The organism is Pseudomonas putida S13.1.2, from assembly GCF_000498395.2.
Lineage (GTDB): Bacteria > Pseudomonadota > Gammaproteobacteria > Pseudomonadales > Pseudomonadaceae > Aquipseudomonas > Aquipseudomonas putida_Q.
On sequence record NZ_CP010979.1, the window covers coordinates 1,444,985 to 1,465,738 of the forward strand.

General features: G+C 62.2%; 14 protein-coding genes. 3 read left to right on the top strand and 11 right to left on the bottom strand.

The window, feature by feature from the left end; all coding sequences use genetic code 11:
• Positions 1-2 precede the first annotated feature (2 nt).
• The gene (locus tag N805_RS06590) at positions 3-1,574 is read left to right on the top strand and encodes a TerC family protein (protein ID WP_028613017.1); all 1,572 of its coding nucleotides are present in this window, start codon (positions 3-5) and stop codon (positions 1,572-1,574) included.
• Here N805_RS06590 and rarD read toward each other — a convergent pair.
• On the bottom strand, positions 1,537-2,424 hold the full coding sequence (rarD, locus tag N805_RS06595) for an EamA family transporter RarD (RefSeq protein WP_046811301.1): 888 nt from the start codon (positions 2,422-2,424) through the stop codon (positions 1,537-1,539). The two genes, N805_RS06590 and rarD, sit on opposite strands and share 38 nt — an antisense overlap.
• A 32-nt stretch (positions 2,425-2,456) precedes the next feature.
• Complete coding sequence (locus N805_RS06600; protein ID WP_028613016.1) at positions 2,457-4,043, bottom strand: EAL domain-containing protein; 1,587 nt, start codon at positions 4,041-4,043, stop codon at positions 2,457-2,459.
• Positions 4,044-4,342: 299 nt separating this feature from the next.
• On the opposite strand from N805_RS06600, the gene hppD reads away from it, so the two are divergent.
• A complete protein-coding gene (gene hppD, locus N805_RS06605; RefSeq protein ID WP_028613015.1) occupies positions 4,343-5,419 on the top strand; it encodes a 4-hydroxyphenylpyruvate dioxygenase in 1,077 nt (358 codons plus the stop codon).
• Between the two features lie 22 nt (positions 5,420-5,441).
• On the opposite strand, the gene N805_RS06610 is transcribed toward hppD, so the two are convergent.
• Entirely contained in the window at positions 5,442-6,248 is an 807-nt protein-coding gene (locus N805_RS06610) for a CSS-motif domain-containing protein (protein WP_028613014.1), read from the bottom strand.
• A 132-nt stretch (positions 6,249-6,380) separates the two neighbouring features.
• Positions 6,381-7,067 (bottom strand): type 1 glutamine amidotransferase domain-containing protein, encoded by a 687-nt coding sequence (locus N805_RS06615; protein ID WP_028613013.1) that lies wholly within the window; start codon positions 7,065-7,067, stop codon positions 6,381-6,383.
• Positions 7,068-7,329: 262 nt separating this feature from the next.
• Between N805_RS06615 and N805_RS06620 the strand changes: the two genes are divergently transcribed.
• On the top strand, positions 7,330-9,318 hold the full coding sequence (locus tag N805_RS06620; protein ID WP_419198328.1) for an ATP-binding protein: 1,989 nt from the start codon (positions 7,330-7,332) through the stop codon (positions 9,316-9,318).
• A 5-nt stretch (positions 9,319-9,323) separates the two neighbouring features.
• Here the strand turns inward: N805_RS06620 and N805_RS06625 are convergent, their stop codons facing one another.
• The 7 genes from N805_RS06625 to N805_RS06655 form a co-directional block, all read right to left on the bottom strand.
• Entirely contained in the window at positions 9,324-10,937 is a 1,614-nt protein-coding gene (locus tag N805_RS06625) for a response regulator (protein WP_028613011.1), read from the bottom strand.
• Between the two features lie 79 nt (positions 10,938-11,016).
• Positions 11,017-12,072 carry a tetratricopeptide repeat protein gene (locus tag N805_RS06630; protein ID WP_028613010.1) on the bottom strand — a complete coding sequence of 352 codons (1,056 nt, stop codon included), beginning with the start codon at positions 12,070-12,072 and terminating at the stop codon, positions 11,017-11,019.
• Between the two features lie 276 nt (positions 12,073-12,348).
• Positions 12,349-13,764 carry an efflux transporter outer membrane subunit gene (locus N805_RS06635; protein WP_028613009.1) on the bottom strand — a complete coding sequence of 472 codons (1,416 nt, stop codon included), beginning with the start codon at positions 13,762-13,764 and terminating at the stop codon, positions 12,349-12,351.
• Positions 13,761-16,940 (bottom strand): efflux RND transporter permease subunit, encoded by a 3,180-nt coding sequence (locus tag N805_RS06640; RefSeq protein WP_028613008.1) that lies wholly within the window; start codon positions 16,938-16,940, stop codon positions 13,761-13,763. Before N805_RS06640 ends, N805_RS06635 begins: the two co-directional genes overlap by 4 nt.
• 12 nt (positions 16,941-16,952) lie before the next feature.
• Positions 16,953-18,194, bottom strand: a complete 1,242-nt coding sequence (gene mexE, locus N805_RS06645; protein WP_028613007.1) for a multidrug efflux RND transporter periplasmic adaptor subunit MexE — start codon at positions 18,192-18,194, stop codon at positions 16,953-16,955.
• 158 nt (positions 18,195-18,352) lie between these two features.
• Positions 18,353-19,939 (bottom strand): rhodanese-related sulfurtransferase, encoded by a 1,587-nt coding sequence (locus N805_RS06650; protein ID WP_028613006.1) that lies wholly within the window; start codon positions 19,937-19,939, stop codon positions 18,353-18,355.
• Positions 19,936-20,544 (bottom strand): cysteine dioxygenase, encoded by a 609-nt coding sequence (locus tag N805_RS06655; protein ID WP_028613005.1) that lies wholly within the window; start codon positions 20,542-20,544, stop codon positions 19,936-19,938. Before N805_RS06655 ends, N805_RS06650 begins: the two co-directional genes overlap by 4 nt.
• Positions 20,545-20,754 lie beyond the last annotated feature (210 nt).

The following is a 20,754-nucleotide window of genomic DNA, read 5'->3' on the forward strand; positions in this document are numbered from 1 at the left end:
TAATGGAATGGCTAGCCGACCCCACGGCCTGGCTGGGCCTGTTGACGCTTATCGTCCTCGAACTGGTGCTGGGTATCGACAACCTGGTGTTTATCGCCATCCTGGCAGACAAGCTGCCACCGCATCAGCGCGACCGCGCACGGGTGATCGGCTTGAGCCTGGCGTTGATCATGCGTCTGGGCCTGCTGGCCAGTATTTCGTGGATGGTCACCCTGACTGCGCCACTGTTCGAGGTGTTCGACAAGAGCTTCTCGGGCCGTGACCTGATCATGCTGTTCGGCGGTGTGTTCCTGCTGTTCAAGGCCACCATGGAGCTGCATGAACGCCTGGAGGGGCACGTGACCCAGGCAAGTGGCACGCTGCGCCATGCCGCATTCTGGCCTATCGTGGCGCAGATCGTGGTGCTGGACGCTGTGTTCTCGCTGGATGCGGTGATCACGGCGGTGGGCATGGTCGAAGAGCTGTCGGTGATGATGATCGCGGTGATTTTCTCGATCGGTATCATGATCGTTGCCAGCAAGCCGCTGACCCGCTTCGTCAACGCCCATCCCACGGTGATCATGCTGTGCCTGGGCTTTTTGATGATGATCGGCTTCAGCCTCACCGCTGAGGGCCTGGGCTTCCATATCCCGAAAGGCTACCTGTACGCAGCGATCGGCTTCTCGATCCTGATCGAGCTGTTCAACCAGCTGGCGCGTGCCCGTCGCAAGCGCAGCTTGCAGCAGCACAGGCCGCTGCGTGAGCGCACCGCACATGCCGTGCTGCGCATGCTGGGCGGGCGCCGGGTCGAGGCTGACGAGGTGGGCGAAGAAATCGCTGACCTGGTCGCAGGTGGCGAGGAACAGGTGCTGTTCGACCGCCGTGAGCGCGTAATGATCAGTGGCGTACTTAACCTCGCCGAGCGGCCGATCCGTACGGTGATGACCGCACGTGCCGAAGTCGATGTGATCGACCTGGCGCAGCCGGCCGAAGCCATTACGCAGGCCCTGGCCAACTCGCCGTACTCGCGCCTGCCGTTGATACGTGATGGTCGCGTCGACGAACCACTGGGCTTCGTGCACAAGAAAGAGCTGCTCAAGGAGTTGTTGTCGGGTGGCCAGCCGGACCTGGAAAGCATGGCACGGGCACCGTTGAACCTGCTGGAGAGCTTCAGCATCCTCAACGCCCTGGAGCAGATGCGGGGGCAGTCGACCCACATCGCCTTCGTTGTCAACGAGTTCGGTGATTTCACCGGCCTGCTGACCATGACTGACATTCTTGAGTCGATTGCCGGTGAGCTGCCGGATGCGAGCGAGGTAGAAGGCCCCGGCATCATCCAGGAGGGTGAAGGCTTTGTGGTCAGCGGTGCGCTGAACCTGAGCCAGGTACACGCACGCACCGGCTTCAGTGCCCGTGCCACCGACGATTACCAGACCCTCGCAGGCCTGGTAATGAGCCTGCTCGACCGCCTGCCGATAGTGGGTGACCGCCTGGCCTGGAATGGCTGGACGCTGACCGTGGAGGCGGTCGAAGAGCGCCGGGTGCGCCAGGTTCGGCTTATACCGAACGGCGACGCTGACGCAGCAGGTGCTTGACGCCTTCGAGGACCAGTACCAGCACCGCGGCCCAGATTGGCAGGTAAGTCAGCCACTGATCCGGGCCGATGGTCTCGCCCAGCAGCAGCGCCACCCCCACCAGCAGCACCGGCTCGACGTAGCTGAGCAGGCCGAACAGACTGAATGGCAGCAAGCGACTGGCCAGTACGTAGGCGATCAGAGCTGAGGCGCTGATGGCGCCAAGGACGGGGATCAAGGCATAAAGGCCTGGGTGAGCCTGCAGGTCGCCAGCCGAAAGCGGGCCCTGGATAACGAAGTACAGCGCCCATGGCAGCAGCAGGCACATGTCGCACCACAGGCCACCCAGGTGGTCAGTGCGGCAACGTCGACGCAGTACGAAGTAGATCGGGTAGCCGATCGTCACCAGCAGGGTTTCCCAGGCAAAACTGCCGTTCTGATACAGCTCGTGGCCTACGCCCAGTGCAGCGCAGGCCACGGCTACCTTCTGCAGGCGGGACAGGCGCTCGCCATACACCAGTCGCCCGGTCAGGACCATGGTCAGCGGCAGCAGAAAGTAGCCCATCGACACTTCAAGGCTGCGCCCGTGCAGGGGCGCCCAGAGGAACAGCCACAACTGCACGCCCATCAGCCACGACGTTCCGACCATGCCCAGCAACAGCACTGGCGTGCGCTTTACCCGGCCCAGCAGTTCGCCAACCCGTTTCCAGTCTTTCGAGACAAGCATGAACAAGGTGAGGCAGGGCAGCGTCAGCAGGGTGCGCCAGCCAAAGATCTCTTCGCCATCAAGTGGGGTGAGCAGCGAGGTATAGAAGTACATCACAGCGAACAGGCAGGACGCCATGACCGATGAAACAATGCCTTTTGACAAGAGTGCCTCGAATAGGGAGTTGAGCGGTTGGATCAGCCGCGCATGATCTCAGGGGGCGCGCCTTGCGGCAACCGTGACGCACCCGTATGTGCGGCCAGTGCCTCAAGGAACTGCGCCGCCGGCATGGGCCTGGCGAACAGGTAGCCTTGTTGGAAGTCCACGCCATGGCGGGCCAGGTAGTCGCGTTGGGTGTCGGTTTCAACACCCTCGGCAACGATGCCAAGGCCAAGTTTGGCTGACAGCTCGATGATGGTTTCGAGAATGTGTAACGACAGTGCATCGCCGCCGATCATGGCGACGAAGCTCTGGTCGATTTTCAGGTAATCGACCTTGAACTGGCGCAGGTAATTGAGGCTGGACTGCCCGGTGCCGAAGTCGTCGAGTGCAATCATCACCCCCATGGCATGCAGTTTCTCGAACAGTTCCAGGGTTACCGGGGTGGGCTCGATCAGCTTGCGCTCGGTCAGCTCCAGGGTCAGCACCACACGGCCGGGCGGGAAGTGCTGCAGGAAGGTGCGGCAGTCGTCCAGCAGGCGCAAGTCGCGGCAGTGGTCAGCGGTGATGTTGACCCCGATGTGGAAACCGTCCTCCAGGAGCCCGGCGTAGGGCGCCAAGCTCTGCGCTGTATGCATCATCAGCGCACGGGTCATGGCGACGATCTGCCCGCTGTGCTCGGCATAGGGAATGAACAGGTCAGGGCGAACCAGGCCTTCCCGTGGGTGGTTCCAGCGCATCAGCACTTCGGCACCGGCCCAGCGGAAATCGCCCTTGCGCACCACCGGCTGGAAGTACGGCAGGAATTCATCGGCCTGCAGGGCCCGATCCAGCTCGGCGCGGGGCGAGGAGGCGCGGCGAATCTGCCAGCGACAAACCAGCGCTGCCACGCCGCCCAGCACCAGCAGCAGGCTGAGCAGGGCAGGGTAGTGGCTGCGCAGCAGCTGGCCTTGTTTGTCGGCGCTGTAGCCGCCCTGCACGCTGAACGGGTAACGCGTCGAGCCCATTAGCACGTTGGCGCTGGCTGCGGCAGGCGGCACGCCTTTGTGTACCGCGCCGTCCTTGCCCATCCAGGCGTTGCCCACGCGTATGTGCAGGTCTTCATCGGGGCCGATCAGGCGCAATGCGGTCAGCAGGTGGTCGCCATCCACCGTGGTGATTGCGCCGTGGTCGCCGTCGCTGGCACGGTACACCAATAGCGGATGCCCCGGGGTGACCGAGTTGCCGTCCATCAGCCACAGCTTGCCGTCGGTATAGTCGCTGGCGTTGACCGGCTCGTCGAACTCGCCGAACAGCGAGGTGCAAAATAGATTGTTGTGCCTGAACAGGTTGGTGGAGCGCACGAAGGCATTGCGGGTGACCTGGGCACGCAGTGCAAGCTGGGCCTGGTTGCAAGGGCTGGCAGTCAGGGGCAGTAGTGCATTGGCGGCACCAGACAGGTTGTCGAGGATGCGCTCGATGTGCTCTACCGCTTGGCGGGTGGTTGCCTGGCTGTTGGCCTGCATCTCACGCTCGACCTGCCAGTTCATGATGCCCAGGCCGCACAATACCGGCAGCACGCCGACGACCCAGGGCAGCAGGTTGCGCCAGCCAAGGCTGGCGCGGCGTTTAGCGGTAAGGGGCATGCTGGAATGATCTGTGGGGAGGGTAACGAGAGGATAGCCGCTTGTCGGAACATGGGGCCAACTAAAACGCGACAAACGATTTTACGCAATGTAGAATCCATTTACGAATAAAACAATAAGGTCCTTCAATTCCGAGGGATCAAGCCCGCCGAGAATGGGTCCATATGACATACCATGGGTTCAAGCTGATCATAGGTGACTTCCTCGCCCGCAGCGTGCGAGGTATCCCGTGCGCCCCGCCGTTTCTGTACCACATCCTACGCAATCAATAATATTTCGCTGCAGATGAGGACACGAACATGGCTGATATCTTCGACAATCCAATGGGCCTGATGGGCTTCGAATTCATCGAACTGGCTTCGCCTACTCCTGGCGTACTTGAGCCGGTATTCCAGATACTGGGCTTCACCAAGGTGGCTAGCCACCGTTCCAAGGATGTGCACCTTTACCGCCAAGGTGGCATCAACCTGATTCTGAACAACGAACCCAAGAGCATCGCCTCGTACTTCGCCGCCGAACACGGTCCGTCGGTATGCGGCATGGCGTTCCGCGTGCGCAATGCCCATGAGGCCTATGCCCGGGCCCTGGAGCTGGGCGCCCAGCCGGTGGAAATCGAAACCGGCCCGATGGAGCTGCGCTTGCCGGCAATCAAAGGCATCGGTGGTGCGCCGCTGTACTTGATCGACCGCTTCGAGGAGGGCAGCTCGATCTACGACATCGACTTCAACTTCATTGAAGGGGTGGACCGTAATCCGGTGGGCGCCGGCCTGAAAATCATCGACCACCTCACCCACAACGTGTACCGCGGGCGCATGGCCTACTGGGCTGGCTTCTACGAGAAGCTGTTCAACTTCCGCGAAATCCGCTACTTCGATATCAAGGGTGAATACACCGGCCTGACGTCCAAGGCCATGACCGCGCCCGATGGCATGATCCGTATACCGCTAAACGAAGAATCGTCCAAGGGTGCCGGGCAGATCGAAGAGTTTCTGATGCAGTTCAACGGCGAAGGTATCCAGCACGTGGCCTTCCTGACCGACGACCTGCTCAAGACCTGGGACGCCCTGAAGGGCTTTGGCATGCGCTTCATGACTGCGCCGCCGCAAACCTACTACGAAATGCTCGAAGAGCGGCTGCCTGGGCATGGCGAGCCGGTCGACCAGTTGCAAGCACGCGGCATCCTCCTCGATGGTGCCTCGCAGCCCGAAGACAAGCGCCTGCTGTTGCAAATTTTCTCGGAAACCCTGCTCGGCCCTGTGTTCTTCGAGTTCATTCAGCGCAAAGGGGATGATGGCTTTGGCGAAGGCAACTTCAAGGCGTTGTTCGAATCCATCGAGCGCGACCAGGTGCGCCGCGGCGTGCTGAGCACCGACTGAACCTGCTGCAGGGGCGCCGCCATCATGCATGCTCGGCGGCTGCCCCACGCCTGTAGGTGCGTGCCCTGTACAAGCCCAGGTATACCATCGAGCCGGTCACGATCCCTACCAGCATCAACGAGGGAACGATCTGCAGCATCGACTGGCGGATTTCCTGTGCGGTGAAGCCCTCGGCATAACCGCCCTTTACCCTGTATCCGTACCGGGAAGACACTGCGCTTGCTGAAAACTCGGACTGCGAGGGGCGCTGTGCGTCACGGCTGTCGCCTTGGCTCCAGATATAGCGGTCGTCGAACTCCAGGAGCAGTATCAGCCGATCCTGGAAACCGTCCAGTTCGTTGCGTAGTTGTATGGCGTAGGCGGTCACGATCACGCCACCGTTCTTGCCCTGCAAGTAATAGTTGACCAGTAGCTTGCGGCGGTTGTCGGGTTGCCCGTAGGACAATTCGACCTGCCGTCCGGACAAGGCAAAGGCCGACAAGTCTTCCAGAGAATCTGACGTACTGCTGCAGTAGGCCTTGTCGCTATCGACCAGGGTCAGCGACCTGAGCATGGAGCGGCTCACCACCTGGTCCTGCAAAACGCTTTTCACGCTGTCGCATGGCTGGCCGGCAAGCGGTAGGGCACGCAGGGCAGCCTCATACAACCGGTCCAATGCCTGGTCAACGCTAAATACCGCTTCCTGAACCGAGAGGGTCGCGTTTTCCGCCAGCTTCATTTCAAGCTGGACGATCATTACCAGCAAACCGGTAACCACAGGCACCAGGCCAACCGAGATGAGCAGCAGCAGCTCCCGCAGGCGGCGCCCGGCGTGCATGATTTTCAACATAGGGCAATCGCTCTCCGGCCTAAGCTGTTCGTGGGGTACAGCTGAGCCCCGAGCCTAAGCGTTCATTGACCGGCCGGCTGTAGTCCGCGAGCAGTCTGCGCGAGAGGAAAACCAAAAGATTGATGTAAGGCTTTACCTAACGCCGAGTCTTACCAGTACTTTCTCTGCGAGCAGTGCAGTGGAGTCCGGGTTCTGCCCAGTGATCAACCGGCCATCCTCGATGACGTATGGCTTCCACGGCTCATCATGTTTGCTGTACTCGCCGCCGCGGCCGCCTAGCTCGTTTTCGGTCAAGAAAGGAACCACGTTATCCAGCTCAACCAGCTTTTCCTCGATATTGGAAAAGCCGGTCACCTTACGCCCTTTCAGCAGCAGGCTGTTGTCGCTGAGCTTGATGTTGAGCAGGCCGACCACGCCGTGGCAGACCGCTGCAACGATGCCGCCTTTTTCGTAGATCTTGCGTGCGAGCTCTTGCAGCGGCTGGTTATCTGCGAAGTCGTACATCACGCCGTGCCCGCCGGTGTAGTAGATGACGCTGTATTCGTCGGCCTTTACCTGGCCAGGGCTCAAGCTGGTGCCCAGTCGCGTCATGAAGCGTTTGTCGTCATACCATTGCCAGTCCAGATCGGGAGCCATCTGCAGGCTGTGTGGGTCGACAGGGACATAGCCACCTTGTGGGCTGACATAATCGACCGTGTAGCCGGCCTTTTCGACTTTCTCGACAAAGTGCACTGCTTCACCCAGCCATAGCCCCGTCGCCCGTTTCAGGGTCGGATACTTGGCTGTATTGGTCAGCACTACCAGCATTTTCTTGCTCATGACCACGCTCCCGTCGGCAACCTGAATGGGCCGTTGCTCCCTGGCCCAAGGGAAAACCTAATCAGCATAGCTGTCAGTTGCAAGTACGCCATGGTGCGCAGCTTGTGCTGTACTAACTTCAACTAAACCCTCAGGCCAATCTTGGCACCGGGGGGTAATTCTTCGCATTGCTGGAGTAACGCTATTGGCCGTACACGGTACCCCGCGCAAATCTGCACGGCAGCTCACCTTGAAAGCGCCTGGATCGGCACCGCTCGACCTCATGAGCGAAAGAATTGCGCAATTTGACTGGGGGCGTACCTCACTTGGACCGCTGCCGCGCTGGCCGGCCTCGTTGCGCATTGCCGTCGACATGATGCACTTGTCACCGTTTCCCTGTGCGGTGGTTTGGGGGACAGATCTCTGCGTGGTGCACAACGATGGCTATCGGGCGCTGCGGACCGCCAGGCCGGATGCGCTGGGCAATGCATTCGATGCGCTCTGGCTTGATACCTGGCCGGCAATGGGGCCCTGGGTATTCAAGGCGCTTGAAGGGCGTTCGAACTTTGTCGAGGACCCGCCCCTGCGCATCGTCTGCGGCGAAGGCAGCGAGCCGCTGTGGTGCGCATTCGGTTATGCTCCCCTGCACGATGAACTTGGAAACGTGGCGGGGTTTCTGCACACGGTAATCGAGACCACGGCCAGCGTTGAGGCGCACCACCATTGGCGTGAGCAGGCGCAGGGCTTTGAACGACAGATCGAGCGACATGTGGCCGAGCGCGAGCAGATCTGGCAGTTGTCGCGTGATGCAATGATGACAGTTACCCCTGAGTTCAAGATGTACGCTGCCAACCCTGCCTGGTACCGCATCCTGGGTTGGGCTGAGGAGCAGGTTCGCAACCTGCCGATACTGGAACTGGTACATCCGGCGGATCGCGCCCAGGTACAGGTGGCAGTCTCCGGATTCCTGCAGTACCGCAATACCGAGCAACTGGAGACCCGCTTGCGTCACAGCGATGGCCACTACCACTGGTTTCGCTGGAGTGCCCGGTTCGATGGCAGCCTGCTGACGGCAGTCGGTCGCGATATCACCGGAGAACGCGAAGAGGCAGCGCGTCAGTCCAAAGCGCTGATGCGCAACAGTGAACGCATGGAGGTTGTGGGCCAGTTGGCCGGGGGCATGGGCCATGAGATGAACAACCTGCTGTCTGGTATCGGCGGCAGTCTGGAGCTGTTGCAGCGGCGGATTCAGGATGGGCGGCTGGAGCGGATCGACGCCTATCTGGAGGTCGCTCGCGACTCGGTGATGCGCGCCATGGAACTGACCCACCGCCTGCTGGCATTCTCTCGGCACCAACCACTTGCACCCAAGCCGCTGGACTTCAATCGGCAGTTGCGTCTAAGCGAGCCGTTGCTACTGAAGGCGCTGGGCGCAGAAATGCGCTTGCACTGGCAACTGGATGTTGCGCCGTGGGCCGTATGCCTTGACGTTACCCAACTTGAAAATGCCTTGGTCAACCTTTGCGCCAATGCCCGGGAAGCTTGCCTGGAGCGTGGCAATGTCACTGTTCGCAGCGTCAACGAGCGGTTGACGGCCAGCTTCCCGGATGAGAATGGACTGCCGCCAGGCGACTATGTAGCCTTGCACGTCGAGGACGATGGCCATGGCATTTCGGCGCAGGACATTGCCAAGGCTTTTGAGCCGTTCTTCACCACCAAGCGCATCGGACGGGGTTCCGGGCTTGGGCTATCGATGGTGTATGGCTTTGTCGGCCAATCGGGGGGATACGCGTGGATCGAGTCGAACCCGAATCAGGGCACTCGGGTTTCCATGCTTTTCCCAAGGTGCTTTGACCCGGCACCCGAAGAGCCCAAGCCCGCGCAGCGTTCCCAGCGCATGGCCCAGGGCGAACGCCTGCTACTGATCGATGACGAGCTGAACTTACGTGCCGTGATGGGCGAATACCTGACCGAACGCGGTTTTGTGGTGACTGATGCGGGTGACGCCAATACCGCGCTGGAGCGCTTTCGCCTTGACGATCCCTTTGATCTGGTGATTACCGACATCGGTTTACCAGGCGGTTTCAGTGGCCGGCAAGTGGCCAAGGCCATACGCATGCAGGTTCCTGCGCAAAAGATCCTGTTCATTACCGGCTATGCTGAACATTCTGTTGAAGCGCAGTTGCTTGATCAGCCGGGCACGGCACTGATGAACAAGCCGTTTTTGTTGGCGGACCTCGCCGATCAGGCGCTAAACATGCTCGAACAGTGATGGGTTCAGGGGCGGCCCAGAATCTGCGTTACCTGCGTCTGCAGCTCTTTCAGTTCGAACGGCTTGCAGATCAGGTGCATGCCCGCGCCCAGAAAGCCCTCGCGGGCCATGGCCGTTTCCGCGTAGCCAGTAATGAACAGCACTGGCAAATGCGGATGCAGGCTGCGTGCAATTTCGGCCAGTTGTCGGCCATTCATGCCGGGTAGGCCGATATCGCTGACCAGTAGATCCACGGGTTGTGCCGAGCGCAGTACCTGGAGCCCTTGGGTGGCATTTGCCGCGCTGCGGCAGGGGAAGCCGCTCTCGCGCAAGGCCTGGCACAGCAATTGGCGAACATGGGGGTCGTCCTCCACTACCAGCACGTGACGGCCCCGACTTCCTTGCACAGGCACCGGCTTGCTTGGTGCCTTTGCCCGGCCGATATGGCGCGGTAGGTACAGGTCTACCCGGGTCCCCTGGCCGACCTGGCTGTGCAGGGCGACATGCCCGTGAGACTGCTTACTGAAGCCATATACCATTGACAGGCCCAGGCCAATGCCCTGGCCGATCGCCTTGGTACTGAAAAATGGCTCGAAAGCGCGCTCCAGTGTGCTCTGCGCCATGCCCTGGCCGTCATCGGTGATGCTCAACCGCAGGTAGTCACCCGCACATAGAGATCCGCTGGTGAACTGATTGTTGCCGATGTGCTGATTGCTCGCCTCGATTCGTAGCTGGCCACCACTGGGCATGGCCTCGCAGGCATTGAGCAGCAGGTTATCAAGGGCTTCCTGCAACTGTTTGTCATCAGCTTCTACCGGCCACAGCCCTTTGGCTATGTGGACGTGCAAGGTTACGGCAGGGTTCAGGCAAGCCTTCAGGCGTTTCACGTTGAGCAGGCCGTGCAGGTCCACACGCTGGCTGTTCAACGATTGGCGGGAAGAGAAGGCCAGCAAGCGGTGAGTCACGCGGGCAGCGCGTGCTACAGCTTCACGGCCCATATCCAGCACGCTGTCCAGGCCATCGCTGCGGCCTTGATGCAAGCGCCGTTCAATTAGCTCGAAGCTGCCGCCAATGCTGGTGAGCAAGTTGTTGAAGTCATGCGCAACCCCCCCGGCCAGTTGGCCAATGGCTTCCATCTTGCGTGCTTGGTAGCGGGCGAAATCGTCGCGTTCCTGTTCCTTCTCTGCCAACGCAATCTGGGTGTTCAGGCGCTGCTGCAGGTCCTGCAACTGATCGCGGGCAGCGTACTGCCGGCGCCGGTTGCGCAGGGCGGATTGTGTCATGTGCAACAGTTGGGCGTTATCGAACGGGGCGAACAGCAGTAAAAGATTGCCCACTGGGTGGTTACCCGCGCCTGCGGCCGACCAGGCGCCTTGAATGAGCAGCACGATAGGCAGGTCCGACCAGCTCTGTTGCTGGTCAATAAATGCTTGCAGCAACGCGCTTGGGCCCTGGCTGAACACTTGCTCGGCAATGATTGCCAGGCCTGCGCCTTCTGCCAGGCAAGACTTCAGGTTGGGCAGGTCGACGGCGCACAGGCTATTGATGCCGGCTGAGGCGAGCAGGCGCGAGGTGTCCGCTGCTAATGGCGGGGGTGCCAGAATCAAGGCACGTTCATCCAGCGCCAATGAATGGGCCAAAACGGCTCTCCTGTAGGGTGGCCTGATATCCACTGGACTCTGGGCACACGCCCAGGGTTCAACAATATTCAGGTGTTACCTACAGGCCCTGTTGCAGTATGGGGTCGTCCGGGTTCTGCCGCTCAAGCTCGGCCAGCAGCACTTGTACGTTCTGCAATTGCCCGGTCTCTTTCCAGTACTGAATCAGTAACACGCGCGCCCGGCGGTTGGCCGGCTGGCGGTTGAGTACGGTTTCCAGCTGCTTTTGCGCGGCGTCGAGTTGTTCCAGGTCGTGCAGGGTGACTGCCAGCGTATAGCGGTAGTCGGCGTTGTCCGGGTCCAGCTCGACGGCGCGGGACAGGGCCAGCAAAGCGTATTCGCGCTGCTCGTGACGGTTCAGCCACAGCCCGAGCTCGTATTGCAGGAAGGCTGAGTCGGGGCTTAGCGCCAAGGCTTTGCCCAACACCTGACGCGAGGCATCGTGGTGGCCCTGACGCTCCAGCAGACGCACCTGGGTGGCCAAGGCGTCGAGGTTGCCGGGTGCCACCTCCAGCGCCCGCTGCAGGGCCGTAGCCGCCTGTGTGTAGTCGTTTTCGTGCAGGTACAGGCGTGCCAGGTGCACTTGGGCGTCGGCATCCTCGGGTTGTTGCTCGAGCGCCTGCTGGTAGTGTTCAAGGGCTGCCTGCAACGGGCCGAAGTACAGGCCGATGGCATCGGGGTCGAGGCCTACCAGGGCATCCACGGCAGCAAAGCGCACGCTTTGGTCGTCGTCGTCCAGCAGCGGGCCGAGTACCAGGCTGCGCTGCGCCGCCGGCAGCAGGCGGCGGATACCGGCGATGGCCGCACGGCGCACCAGCGGGTCGGCATGCTCCAGGTCCTGGCGGGCGAGTTTCAATGCCTGGGGGGACGGGTAGTTGGGTAGCTCGGCATACAGTGCAGCGCGGCGGATAGGGGGCAGGTCATTGCGTTGCAATTGCTGGTAAAGCACGCGCGCTGCACCGGGTTGGCCGTCATGGGCCTGGCGCAGGGCCTTGGCATAGCTGTGTGCAGGCAAGGTCGGCGGTGCTGGCTGATCGTCGCGCCACAGGTAACCGAACAGGGCCGATACCAGGATCAACAGCAGCAGGGCGATCAGGTAGCGGTTGCGTCTGTGCATCGGACGGTCCGTGGTGGCGGGAAGGGCAGAGCTTGGGCCAGCCGGGGGGCAAATGCAACCGAGTGCGGGCACCAAGGCGGTCGCGCGCAAATCCCACAGGCATAATTGGCCCGAAACAAACGTAGGAGCGAGCTTCGCTCGCGATGCGCCGCGCGGGCGGCGCTCGATCTCGCAGGCGCTGAAGCTTCAAAGGCATAAAAAAGCCCCGCAGACCAAGGCCTGCGGGGCAAACGGTTGGGGGAGGAGCCAACCAAAGGAGTCGTTGAAACGGGTGTATCAGCGTGCGCTGGCCACGGTCTCCGGTTGCCAGCCGCCGCCCAGGGCCTTGTAGATGGAGACGATACCGCGGTACAGATCGACCTCACCCTGGGCCTGCGCATCCTCAGCGCTCAGCCGCTCGCGCTCGGCGTCGAGCAGTACCAGGTAGTCCACCGTACCTTCGCGATATCGAATCGAGGCCAGCTCCGCTGCCTTGCGGCTGGCGTCGCTCTGGCGCATCAGCGACAGCAGCCGCTGCTGGGTCTTGTCGTAATCGCTGAAGGCGTTGGCCGATTCTTCCAGGGCCAGCAATACCTGCTGCTCGTAGTTGGCCAGCGCCCCTTCGGCATCGGCCTTGGCGCCGCGCAGGCGGGCCCGTACGCTGCCCAGGTCGAAGGCTGCCCAGGTAATGCTTGGTCCCAGCGCCCAGGCATTGGCTGCCGAGGAGCCGATCTGCGAGCCGCGTGCGGCGGTAAAGCCAAGGAAGCCGCTGAGGCTGACGCGGGGGAACAGGTCTGCGGTGGCCACGCCGACGTTGGCGGTGGCGGCAGCCAGCTGGCGCTCGGCACTGCGGATGTCCGGGCGACGGCGCAACAGTTCACCGGGGTCACCCACCGGCAACGCCTTGGCGATGGCCGGCAGGTCCTTGGGTGACAGGTCTACGCTGAGCGCGTCCGGGCGCTGGCCGAGCAGGGCGGCGATGCGGTGCCGCGCCCGTGCCTGTTCGGCCTGCAGTTGCGGCACGGTGGCTTCGACCCCGGCCAGGCGTGCATCGGCACGTACCACGTCGAGGTCGTTGCCCACGCCGGCATCGCGCAGTGTTTCGGTAATGGTCCGCGATTCCTGCTGGGTCTTGAGGTTGGCCAAGGCGATTTTCTCGCGCAATTGCGCACCGCGCAGTTGCCCATAGGCATCGACCAGTTCGGCGATCAGGCTGACCTGCAACTGTTGCAGGTCGGCGGCGGCTACCGCTTCCTGGGCTTCGCTGGCCTCGATCTGGCGCTGGATGCGCCCGAACAGGTCAAGCTCCCAGGCCATGTCCAGGCCCAGGTCATAGCGCTCGCTGTTCACCCGCTGCGTGGTCTGGCCGGGGATCTGGCCCTTGCCGATCTCGCTGCTGGCGCCGCTGGTGACCACCGGGAACTGGTCGTTTTCGGCGTCTTCGCGGATGGAACGGGCGGATTTCAGGCGGGCGAAGGCCACGCGCAAGTCACGGTTGCCGTCCAGCGAAGCCTGCACCAGCTGGTTCAACACCGGGTCGTCGAACTGCTTCCACCACAGGCTTTCGAAGCGGCTACGGTCGTAGGCCTTGGCCTGCACATCGCTGCTCAGTTGTGCAGGTTCGGTTGCCGGGGCCTGGTAGTCCGGGCCTACCGCACAGGCTGCCAGGGCCAGTGCCAGCAGGCTTGGGGTGAGGGGTTTGAGCAGGTTCATGCATGGTTCTCCAGCACTTGAACGCGCTCGGCCTTGCGGGCCTGGCGACGCTCGACGAAACGGCGGATCAGGAAGAAGAACACCGGGGTCAGGAACAGGCCGAACACGGTCACGCCGATCATCCCCGAGAACACCGCCACACCCATGGCATGGCGCATTTCCGAACCTGCACCAGAGCTGAACACCAGCGGCACCACACCCATGATGAAGGCAATCGAAGTCATCAGGATCGGCCGCAGGCGCAGGCGGCAGGCTTCCAGTACAGCAGCCAGCGGATCCAGGCCTTTGGCCTGTTCATCCTTGGCGAATTCCACGATCAGGATCGCGTTCTTGCACGCCAGGCCCACCAGCACGATCAGGCCGATCTGGGTGAAGATGTTGTTGTCGCCACCCGACACGATCACACCGGTAATGGCCGACAGCAGGGTCATCGGTACGATCAGGATCACCGCCAACGGCAGGCTCCAGCTTTCGTACTGGGCGGCCAGCACCAGGAACGCCAGCAGCACGCACAGCGGGAAGACCAGCAGTGCGGTGTTGCCCGAGAGGATCTGCTGGTAGGTCAGGTCGGTCCACTCGAAGGTCATGCCGTTGGGCAGTTCTTCTTTCAGCAGCTTCTCGATGGCAGCTTCGGCCTGGCCAGAGCTGTAGCCCGGGGCTGCTGCACCGTTGATTTCTGCGGTGATAAAGCCGTTGTAGTGCATCACGCGGTCCGGCCCGGAGGTGTCGCTGACCTTGAGGAAGGTCGCCAGCGGGATCATCTCGCCCAGGTTGTTGCGCACCTTCAACTGGCCGATCTGCTCGGCATCGAGGCGGAACTGCTGCTCAGCCTGGACGTTGACCTGGTAGGTGCGGCCAAAGCGGTTGAAGTCGTTGGTGTACAGCGAGCCCAGGTAAACCTGCAAGGTGTCGAAGATATCGTTGATCGCCACGCCGTGGGTCTTGGCCTTTTCCCGGTCGATGGCGGCATCGACCTGCGGCACATTGACCTGGTAGCTGGTGAACAGGCCTGCCAGCTCCGGCACGTTGTGGCTCTTGGCGATGATGTTCTGGGTTTCCTTGTACAGCGCTTCGTAACCCAGGTTGCCACGGTCTTCGATTTGCAGGCGGAAGCCGCCGATTGTGCCCAGGCCCTGTACGGGCGGCGGGGGGAAGATTGCGATGTAGGCTTCCTGGATGTCGGCGAACTGGGCATTCAGCGTGGCGGCAATAGCGGCCGCCGACTGGCTTGGGTCCTTGCGCTCATCGAACGATTTGAGCGAGACGAACACAATGCCGCTGTTCGGGCTGTTTGTGAAACCGTTGATCGACAGGCCAGGGAAGGCGATGGAGTCGGCAACACCTGGTTGCTTGAGGGCCGCCTCGCTCATTCTTTTGATCACCGCCTCGGTACGGTCGAGGCTGGCCGCGTCCGGCAGTTGGGCGAAGGCCACCAGGTACTGCTTGTCCTGGGCTGGCACGAAGCCGGTCGGCGTGGACGAGAAGCCCAGGTAGGTCAGGCCCATCAGGCCGGCATAGACGAACAGGGCGATGCCGCTGGAGCGGATGACCCGGCGCACGCCACCGACGTAGCTGTGGCTGGCGCGGTCGAAGAAACGGTTGAACGGCGAGAACAGCCAGCTGCCCAGCAGCTTGTCGAGCAACCGCGAGAAACGGTCCTTGGGCGCATGGTGTTCCTTCAGCAGCACGGCAGCCAGGGCCGGCGACAGGGTCAGCGAGTTGAACGCCGAGATCACGGTGGAAATGGCGATGGTCAGGGCGAACTGCTTGTAGAACTGCCCGGTAAGGCCGGAAATGAACGCCGCAGGTACGAACACGGCGCACAGCACCAGGGCGGTGGCAATGATCGGCCCGGTCACTTCGCTCATGGCCTTTTGCGTGGCTTCCAGCGGTTTCAGGCCCAGCCCTATATTGCGCTCGACGTTTTCCACCACGACGATGGCGTCGTCCACCACAATGCCGATGGCCAGCACCAAGCCGAACAGCGACAAGGCGTTGAGCGAGAAGCCGAACAGGTGCATCACTGCAAAGGTACCGATCAACGATACCGGCACGGCCAGCAGCGGGATGATCGAGGCACGCCAGGTCTGCAGGAACAGGATGACCACCAGCACGACCAGCACCAGGGCTTCGAACAGGGTGTGCACCACTGCTTCGATGGAGCCGCGCACGAAGATGGTCGGGTCATAGACGATGCTGTAGTCCATCCCTTCAGGGAAGTCCTTCTTCAGCTCGGCCATTTTCGCCCGCACTTCGTCGGAGATTTCGATGGCGTTGGAGCCTGGGCGCTGGAAGATCGGGATGGCCACCGCTGGCTGGTTGTTCAGCAGCGAGCGCAAGGCGTACTGGCTGGAGCCGAGTTCGACCCGGGCGATGTCCTTCAGGCGCGTGATTTCGCCATCGGCACCGGCACGGATGATGATGTTCTCGAACTCTTCCTCGTTGACCAGACGGCCCTGGGTGTTGATCGACAGCTGGAAGCTGGTGGAGCCCGGGGCGGGCGGGGCGCCCAGCTGGCCGGCGGCCACCTGGCGGTTCTGCTCGCGGATGGCCGCAACCACATCACTGGCGGTGAGGTTGCGCGAAGCGGTCTTGTTCGGGTCCAGCCACACGCGCAGCGAGTAGTCGCCCATACCGAACAGTTGAACATCGCCGATGCCGCCCAGGCGCGCCAGCTCGTCCTTGATGTTGAGGATGGCGTAGTTGGACAGGTAGAGCATGTCGTAGCGGTTGTCCGGCGAGGTCAGGTGCACGACCATGGTCAGGTCGGGCGAGGCCTTGTCGACGGTAATACCGATACGCGTCACTTCCTCGGGCAGCTTGGGCTGGGTACGGGTAACGCGGTTCTGCACCTGCACCTGGGCGTTGTCCAGGTCAGTGCCCAGGGCGAACGTGATGGTCAGCGTCAGCTTGCCGTCAGCGGTGGACTGGGAAGACATGTACAGCATGTTCTCCACACCGGTAATGGCCTGCTCCAGCGGCGCGGCGACGGTTTCGCCGATAACCTTGGGGTTGGCGCCGGGGAAGTTGGCACGCACCACCACGGTGGGTGGCACCACTTCGGGGTATTCGCTGATCGGCAGCTGGAACAGCGAGATCGAACCCGCAATCAGCAGCACCAGCGACAGCACCGCGGCGAAAATCGGCCGGGTAATGAAGAATTTCGAGAAGTTCATCGGTATGTTCCCTTAACCGCGTGGCGCCTGGGCGCTGGCGACTTTCACATTGTTGCCCGCCACCTTGGGCGCCGGATTGCTGGCCTCCAGTGCCTGGCGTTGCTGGGCGAGGGCGGCGAGGGTCTGTTCGCTGGCCATTGGGGTTTCTTCCGGGGTGACCGGCGAGCCAGGGCGCACGCGCTGCAGGCCCTTGACCACGATGCGGTCGTCCTTGCCCAGGCCGCTGCGCACGATGCGCAGGCCTTCCAGCTTCGGCCCCAGCTCCACGGCGCGGTAGGCGGCCTTGTTGTCCTTGTCCATGACCAGCACGAACTTCTTGCCAAGGTCGGTGCCCACAGCTTCGTCGTTGATCAGCACGGCGTCGTACTGGGCGCTGCCGACCAGCTTCAGGCGTGCGTACAGGCCTGGGGTGAACTGGCCGTCGCGGTTGTCGAACACCGCACGACCACGGATGGTGCCGGTGCGCGGGTTGACCTGGTTGTCGACGAAGTTCATCTGGCCCAGGTGCGGGTTGCCGGTTTCGTTGGTCAGGCCCAGGTACACCGGGGTGCTCTGGCCACGCTGGCCTTCGCGCGCCAGCTGGGTGTACTTGAGGTACACGCGCTCGTCGGCGTCAAAGTAGGCGTACACCTTGTCGGTGGACACCACGCTGGTCAGCGGGGTGACATCGGCCGTGACGATGTTGCCGGCAGTGAACTGGGCACGGCTGACGCGGCCACTGATGGGTGCGGTGACGCGGGTAAAGCTGAGGTTCAGGCGCGCCAGGTCGAGTTGGGCCTGGATAGCGTCGACCCCGGCGCGGGCTTCGGCGGCAGCGCTGCTGCGCGATTCTGCGAGCTCGGCAGAAATGGCGTTACTGTCGCGCAGGCGTTCGCCACGGCGGGCTTCGTTGGCGCTGCGAATGGCGGTGGCCTTGGCCTGTTGCAGTTGGGCTTCAAGGCGGCGGACTTCAGCCTGGAACGGGCGTGGATCTATCTGGAACAGCAGGTCGCCTTTTTTCACCTGGGCGCCTTCGGTGAAGGCGACCTGGTCGATCTGGCCGGCAACCCGCGGGCGAACTTCGACAGTTTCCGGGGCTTCAAGGCGGCCAGTGAACTCGTCCCATTCGTTGATCGGTTGCTCGATCACCTTGGCCACGGTGACCTTCGGCGCGGCGGGAGCCTGCACGGCGTCTGGGGTTCGACCGCAAGCGCTGATCACCACCACTGCCAGGGCAGCGAGGGGAAAGCGCAAGGGTTTGAGAGATTGTTCCATGGAGAACTCCGCCAATGTATTAGTAGTGGGCGGAGTGTGAGTGTCTTGCGCGTGAGGCACGAATCGAACGGGACGAAGGTTAATATCACGCTGAATGATATGTGTGGATCATTCATCGATGGCGGGCATGATGGGGCTGCCTGGCAGCCCCGGCAACCTCAGCTCAATACCTTGAACCCGTGGGTGCCATCCCGCTCCAGCTGGGCAATCAGCCCGAACTCCCAGTCCAGGTACCCCTGCATGGCCTCACGCGGGTTATCAGTGCCTTCATAAGGCCGGCGATAACGGTCGGTACGCGCCACCGCCAGGTGCGTTTCGCCACTTTCCAGCGGCTTGCCTGCCGCAATCCACCGCGCCGTGCCGCCGTCCAGTACGTACACCGGGGTTTGCGTAAGCGCCTGCAAGTCTACCGCCGCAAAGCGTGCCAGCAGGCTGCTGCCGCAGGTCAGTACATAGCGCTCGGCTACTGGCAGCAGTTCCAGCACCTGCGGCAACTGCGCGCGAATTGCCCAGTGGGCACCTGGAATGTGGCGTTTCACGTAGTTGGCACTGGTGGTGAAGTCCAGCAGCACGGTGCCTGGCGTTTGCAGCCAGTCGTCCAACTGCTCGACGCCGATTTCGGTGACAGCGGGCAGTGGAGGTTGGGGGGCCTGCCAATCACCGGACTCGTTGAAATCTTGCGCCGACACGCCATCGAGCACGGCTACCTGCCAGCCCATTTGCGCCAGCCAGGAAGCGCTCATGTTGGCCCGCACGCCGTCATCATCCACCAGCACGATGCGCGCCCCGCGCACGCTGGCGACGTGGTCGGTTTCCTGCACCAGTTGCCCGCCCGGTACACTGCGGCTGGCCGGCAGGTGGCCGTGGGCATATTCCTCGGGGGTGCGCACATCGAACAGGTAGGTGGTGCGCTGGGTATCGGCCTGCCAGGCGGCCAGGGCTTCGCGCTCCAGGCGCAGCACACCGGCACGGTCGGCCACAGTGCGTGCGCGTTGGGCGGCGTTGCCGCGGGTGTTGTCGCTCACCTCGGCGAAGCGGCGCTCCTGGCCGTGCGCCAGCGTTTGCCCGGCCAGGGTCCAGCCGATGGTACCGTTGCGCAGGGCAGCCACGGGGTTGGGGATGCCGGCGTTGACCAGCGACTGGGTGCCGATGATGCTGCGGGTGCGCCCTGCGCAGTTGACGATGACCTGCGTAGCGGGGCTGGGCGCCAGTTCGGCAACCCGCAGTACCAGTTCGGCACCCGGCACACTGATGCCCCCCGGGATGCTCATGGTCTGGTATTCGTCGAAGCGGCGGGCGTCAAGCACCACCACATCGGCCTTGTCGTCCAGCAGCGCCTGCACCTGTTCGGCCGCCAGCGACGGGGTATGGCGCACGCTTTCAACCAGCTCGCCAAACGCCTTGCTCGGCACGTTCACGTCACGGAACAGCTCGCCACCGGCGGCGCGCCAGCCGGCCAGCCCGCCTTCGAGCAATGCGACATCGCTGTACCCCAAGGCCAGCAGGCGTTCGGCGGCCTGCTGTGCCAGGCCTTCGCCGTCGTCATACACCGTAATGGCGGTGTCACGGCGCGGCACACGGGCGTAAATTTCCAGCTCCAGCTTGGACAAGGGGATGTTGGCGGTGAACAGGGGGTGTGCCTGGGCGAACGGGTCTTCCTCGCGCACATCGATCAGCGCCAGTTCTTCATGGGCCAGCAAGGCCTGGCGAATGTCTTGGTAGGAGCGGGTGGCAACGGTACTCATGGGGCAGGGTTCTCTTTGGACAGGTCCCAGATGTTGGGCAGAAGGCTGTTGGAATAGCCGGAAATAAACGGTTTTTCGCTGCCGTCGGGCAGGTACACCGCGCGGCTGACGGCGCCGATGTTGGCGCCATACACGTGGATGCTGATCGACACCCGGTCGTCGAACGCGTTGCTGACCTGATGGATATCGCCGATGCGCGGCGAGACGGCCTCTACATGGCCGGGGTCAAGGCGTACGGGCTCGCCCGCTGGCAGCAAGGCGCCATGTTCGCTACGGGCAAAGCCTTGCGAGTACTCGGCGCCGCGTAGCATGCCGATCAGGCCCCAGACCCGGTGGTCGTGGATTGGTGTCTGCTGGCCTGGCCCCCAGACGAAGCTGACGATGGAAAAGCGCTGGCGCGAATCGCAATGCAGCAAATATTGCTGATAACGCGCCGGGTCTGGCTGCGCCAGTGCTTCGGGCAACCAGTCATCATGGGCGACCAGGCTGCGCAGCAGGCCCTGGCCGTGGTCGAGGAGGGTGGCTTCGTCGGTTTCTTGGTCCACCAGTTGCGCAAGCGCGTCGATGAAGTGGCGCAGGCGCTCAAGGCGCAGAGGTTGGCTCATAGTTCAGGCTCGGCTGACGGTTTGGGTTAACCCTAGCAAACGCACTGAATATTCTCAAAAGTAAAAATATGAATAAGCTAATATGCAAATAACGCATTTACAGATTGGCTAATCTGTTTTGAAATGGGTACATGGGCAAAGCATTAGGTTATGCCCAAAACGAATTTCACGGCGCTGTGCTTAATCGATAACTTATAAGCAATTCGCTTG

Excerpts from the sequence above, each read along its gene's own strand:
- N805_RS06590 (WP_028613017.1), top strand. The coding sequence starts at position 3 with ATGGAATGGCTAGCCGACCCCACGGCCTGGCTGGGCCTGTTGACGCTT.
- N805_RS06600 (WP_028613016.1), bottom strand. The coding sequence starts at position 4,043 with ATGCCCCTTACCGCTAAACGCCGCGCCAGCCTTGGCTGGCGCAACCTG.
- hppD (WP_028613015.1), top strand. The coding sequence starts at position 4,343 with ATGGCTGATATCTTCGACAATCCAATGGGCCTGATGGGCTTCGAATTC.
- N805_RS06610 (WP_028613014.1), bottom strand. The coding sequence starts at position 6,248 with ATGTTGAAAATCATGCACGCCGGGCGCCGCCTGCGGGAGCTGCTGCTG.
- N805_RS06615 (WP_028613013.1), bottom strand. The coding sequence starts at position 7,067 with ATGAGCAAGAAAATGCTGGTAGTGCTGACCAATACAGCCAAGTATCCG.
- N805_RS06620 (WP_419198328.1), top strand. The coding sequence starts at position 7,330 with ATGAGCGAAAGAATTGCGCAATTTGACTGGGGGCGTACCTCACTTGGA.
- N805_RS06630 (WP_028613010.1), bottom strand. The coding sequence starts at position 12,072 with ATGCACAGACGCAACCGCTACCTGATCGCCCTGCTGCTGTTGATCCTG.
- N805_RS06635 (WP_028613009.1), bottom strand. The coding sequence starts at position 13,764 with ATGAACCTGCTCAAACCCCTCACCCCAAGCCTGCTGGCACTGGCCCTG.
- N805_RS06640 (WP_028613008.1), bottom strand. The coding sequence starts at position 16,940 with ATGAACTTCTCGAAATTCTTCATTACCCGGCCGATTTTCGCCGCGGTG.
- mexE (WP_028613007.1), bottom strand. The coding sequence starts at position 18,194 with ATGGAACAATCTCTCAAACCCTTGCGCTTTCCCCTCGCTGCCCTGGCA.
- N805_RS06650 (WP_028613006.1), bottom strand. The coding sequence starts at position 19,939 with ATGAGTACCGTTGCCACCCGCTCCTACCAAGACATTCGCCAGGCCTTG.
- N805_RS06655 (WP_028613005.1), bottom strand. The coding sequence starts at position 20,544 with ATGAGCCAACCTCTGCGCCTTGAGCGCCTGCGCCACTTCATCGACGCG.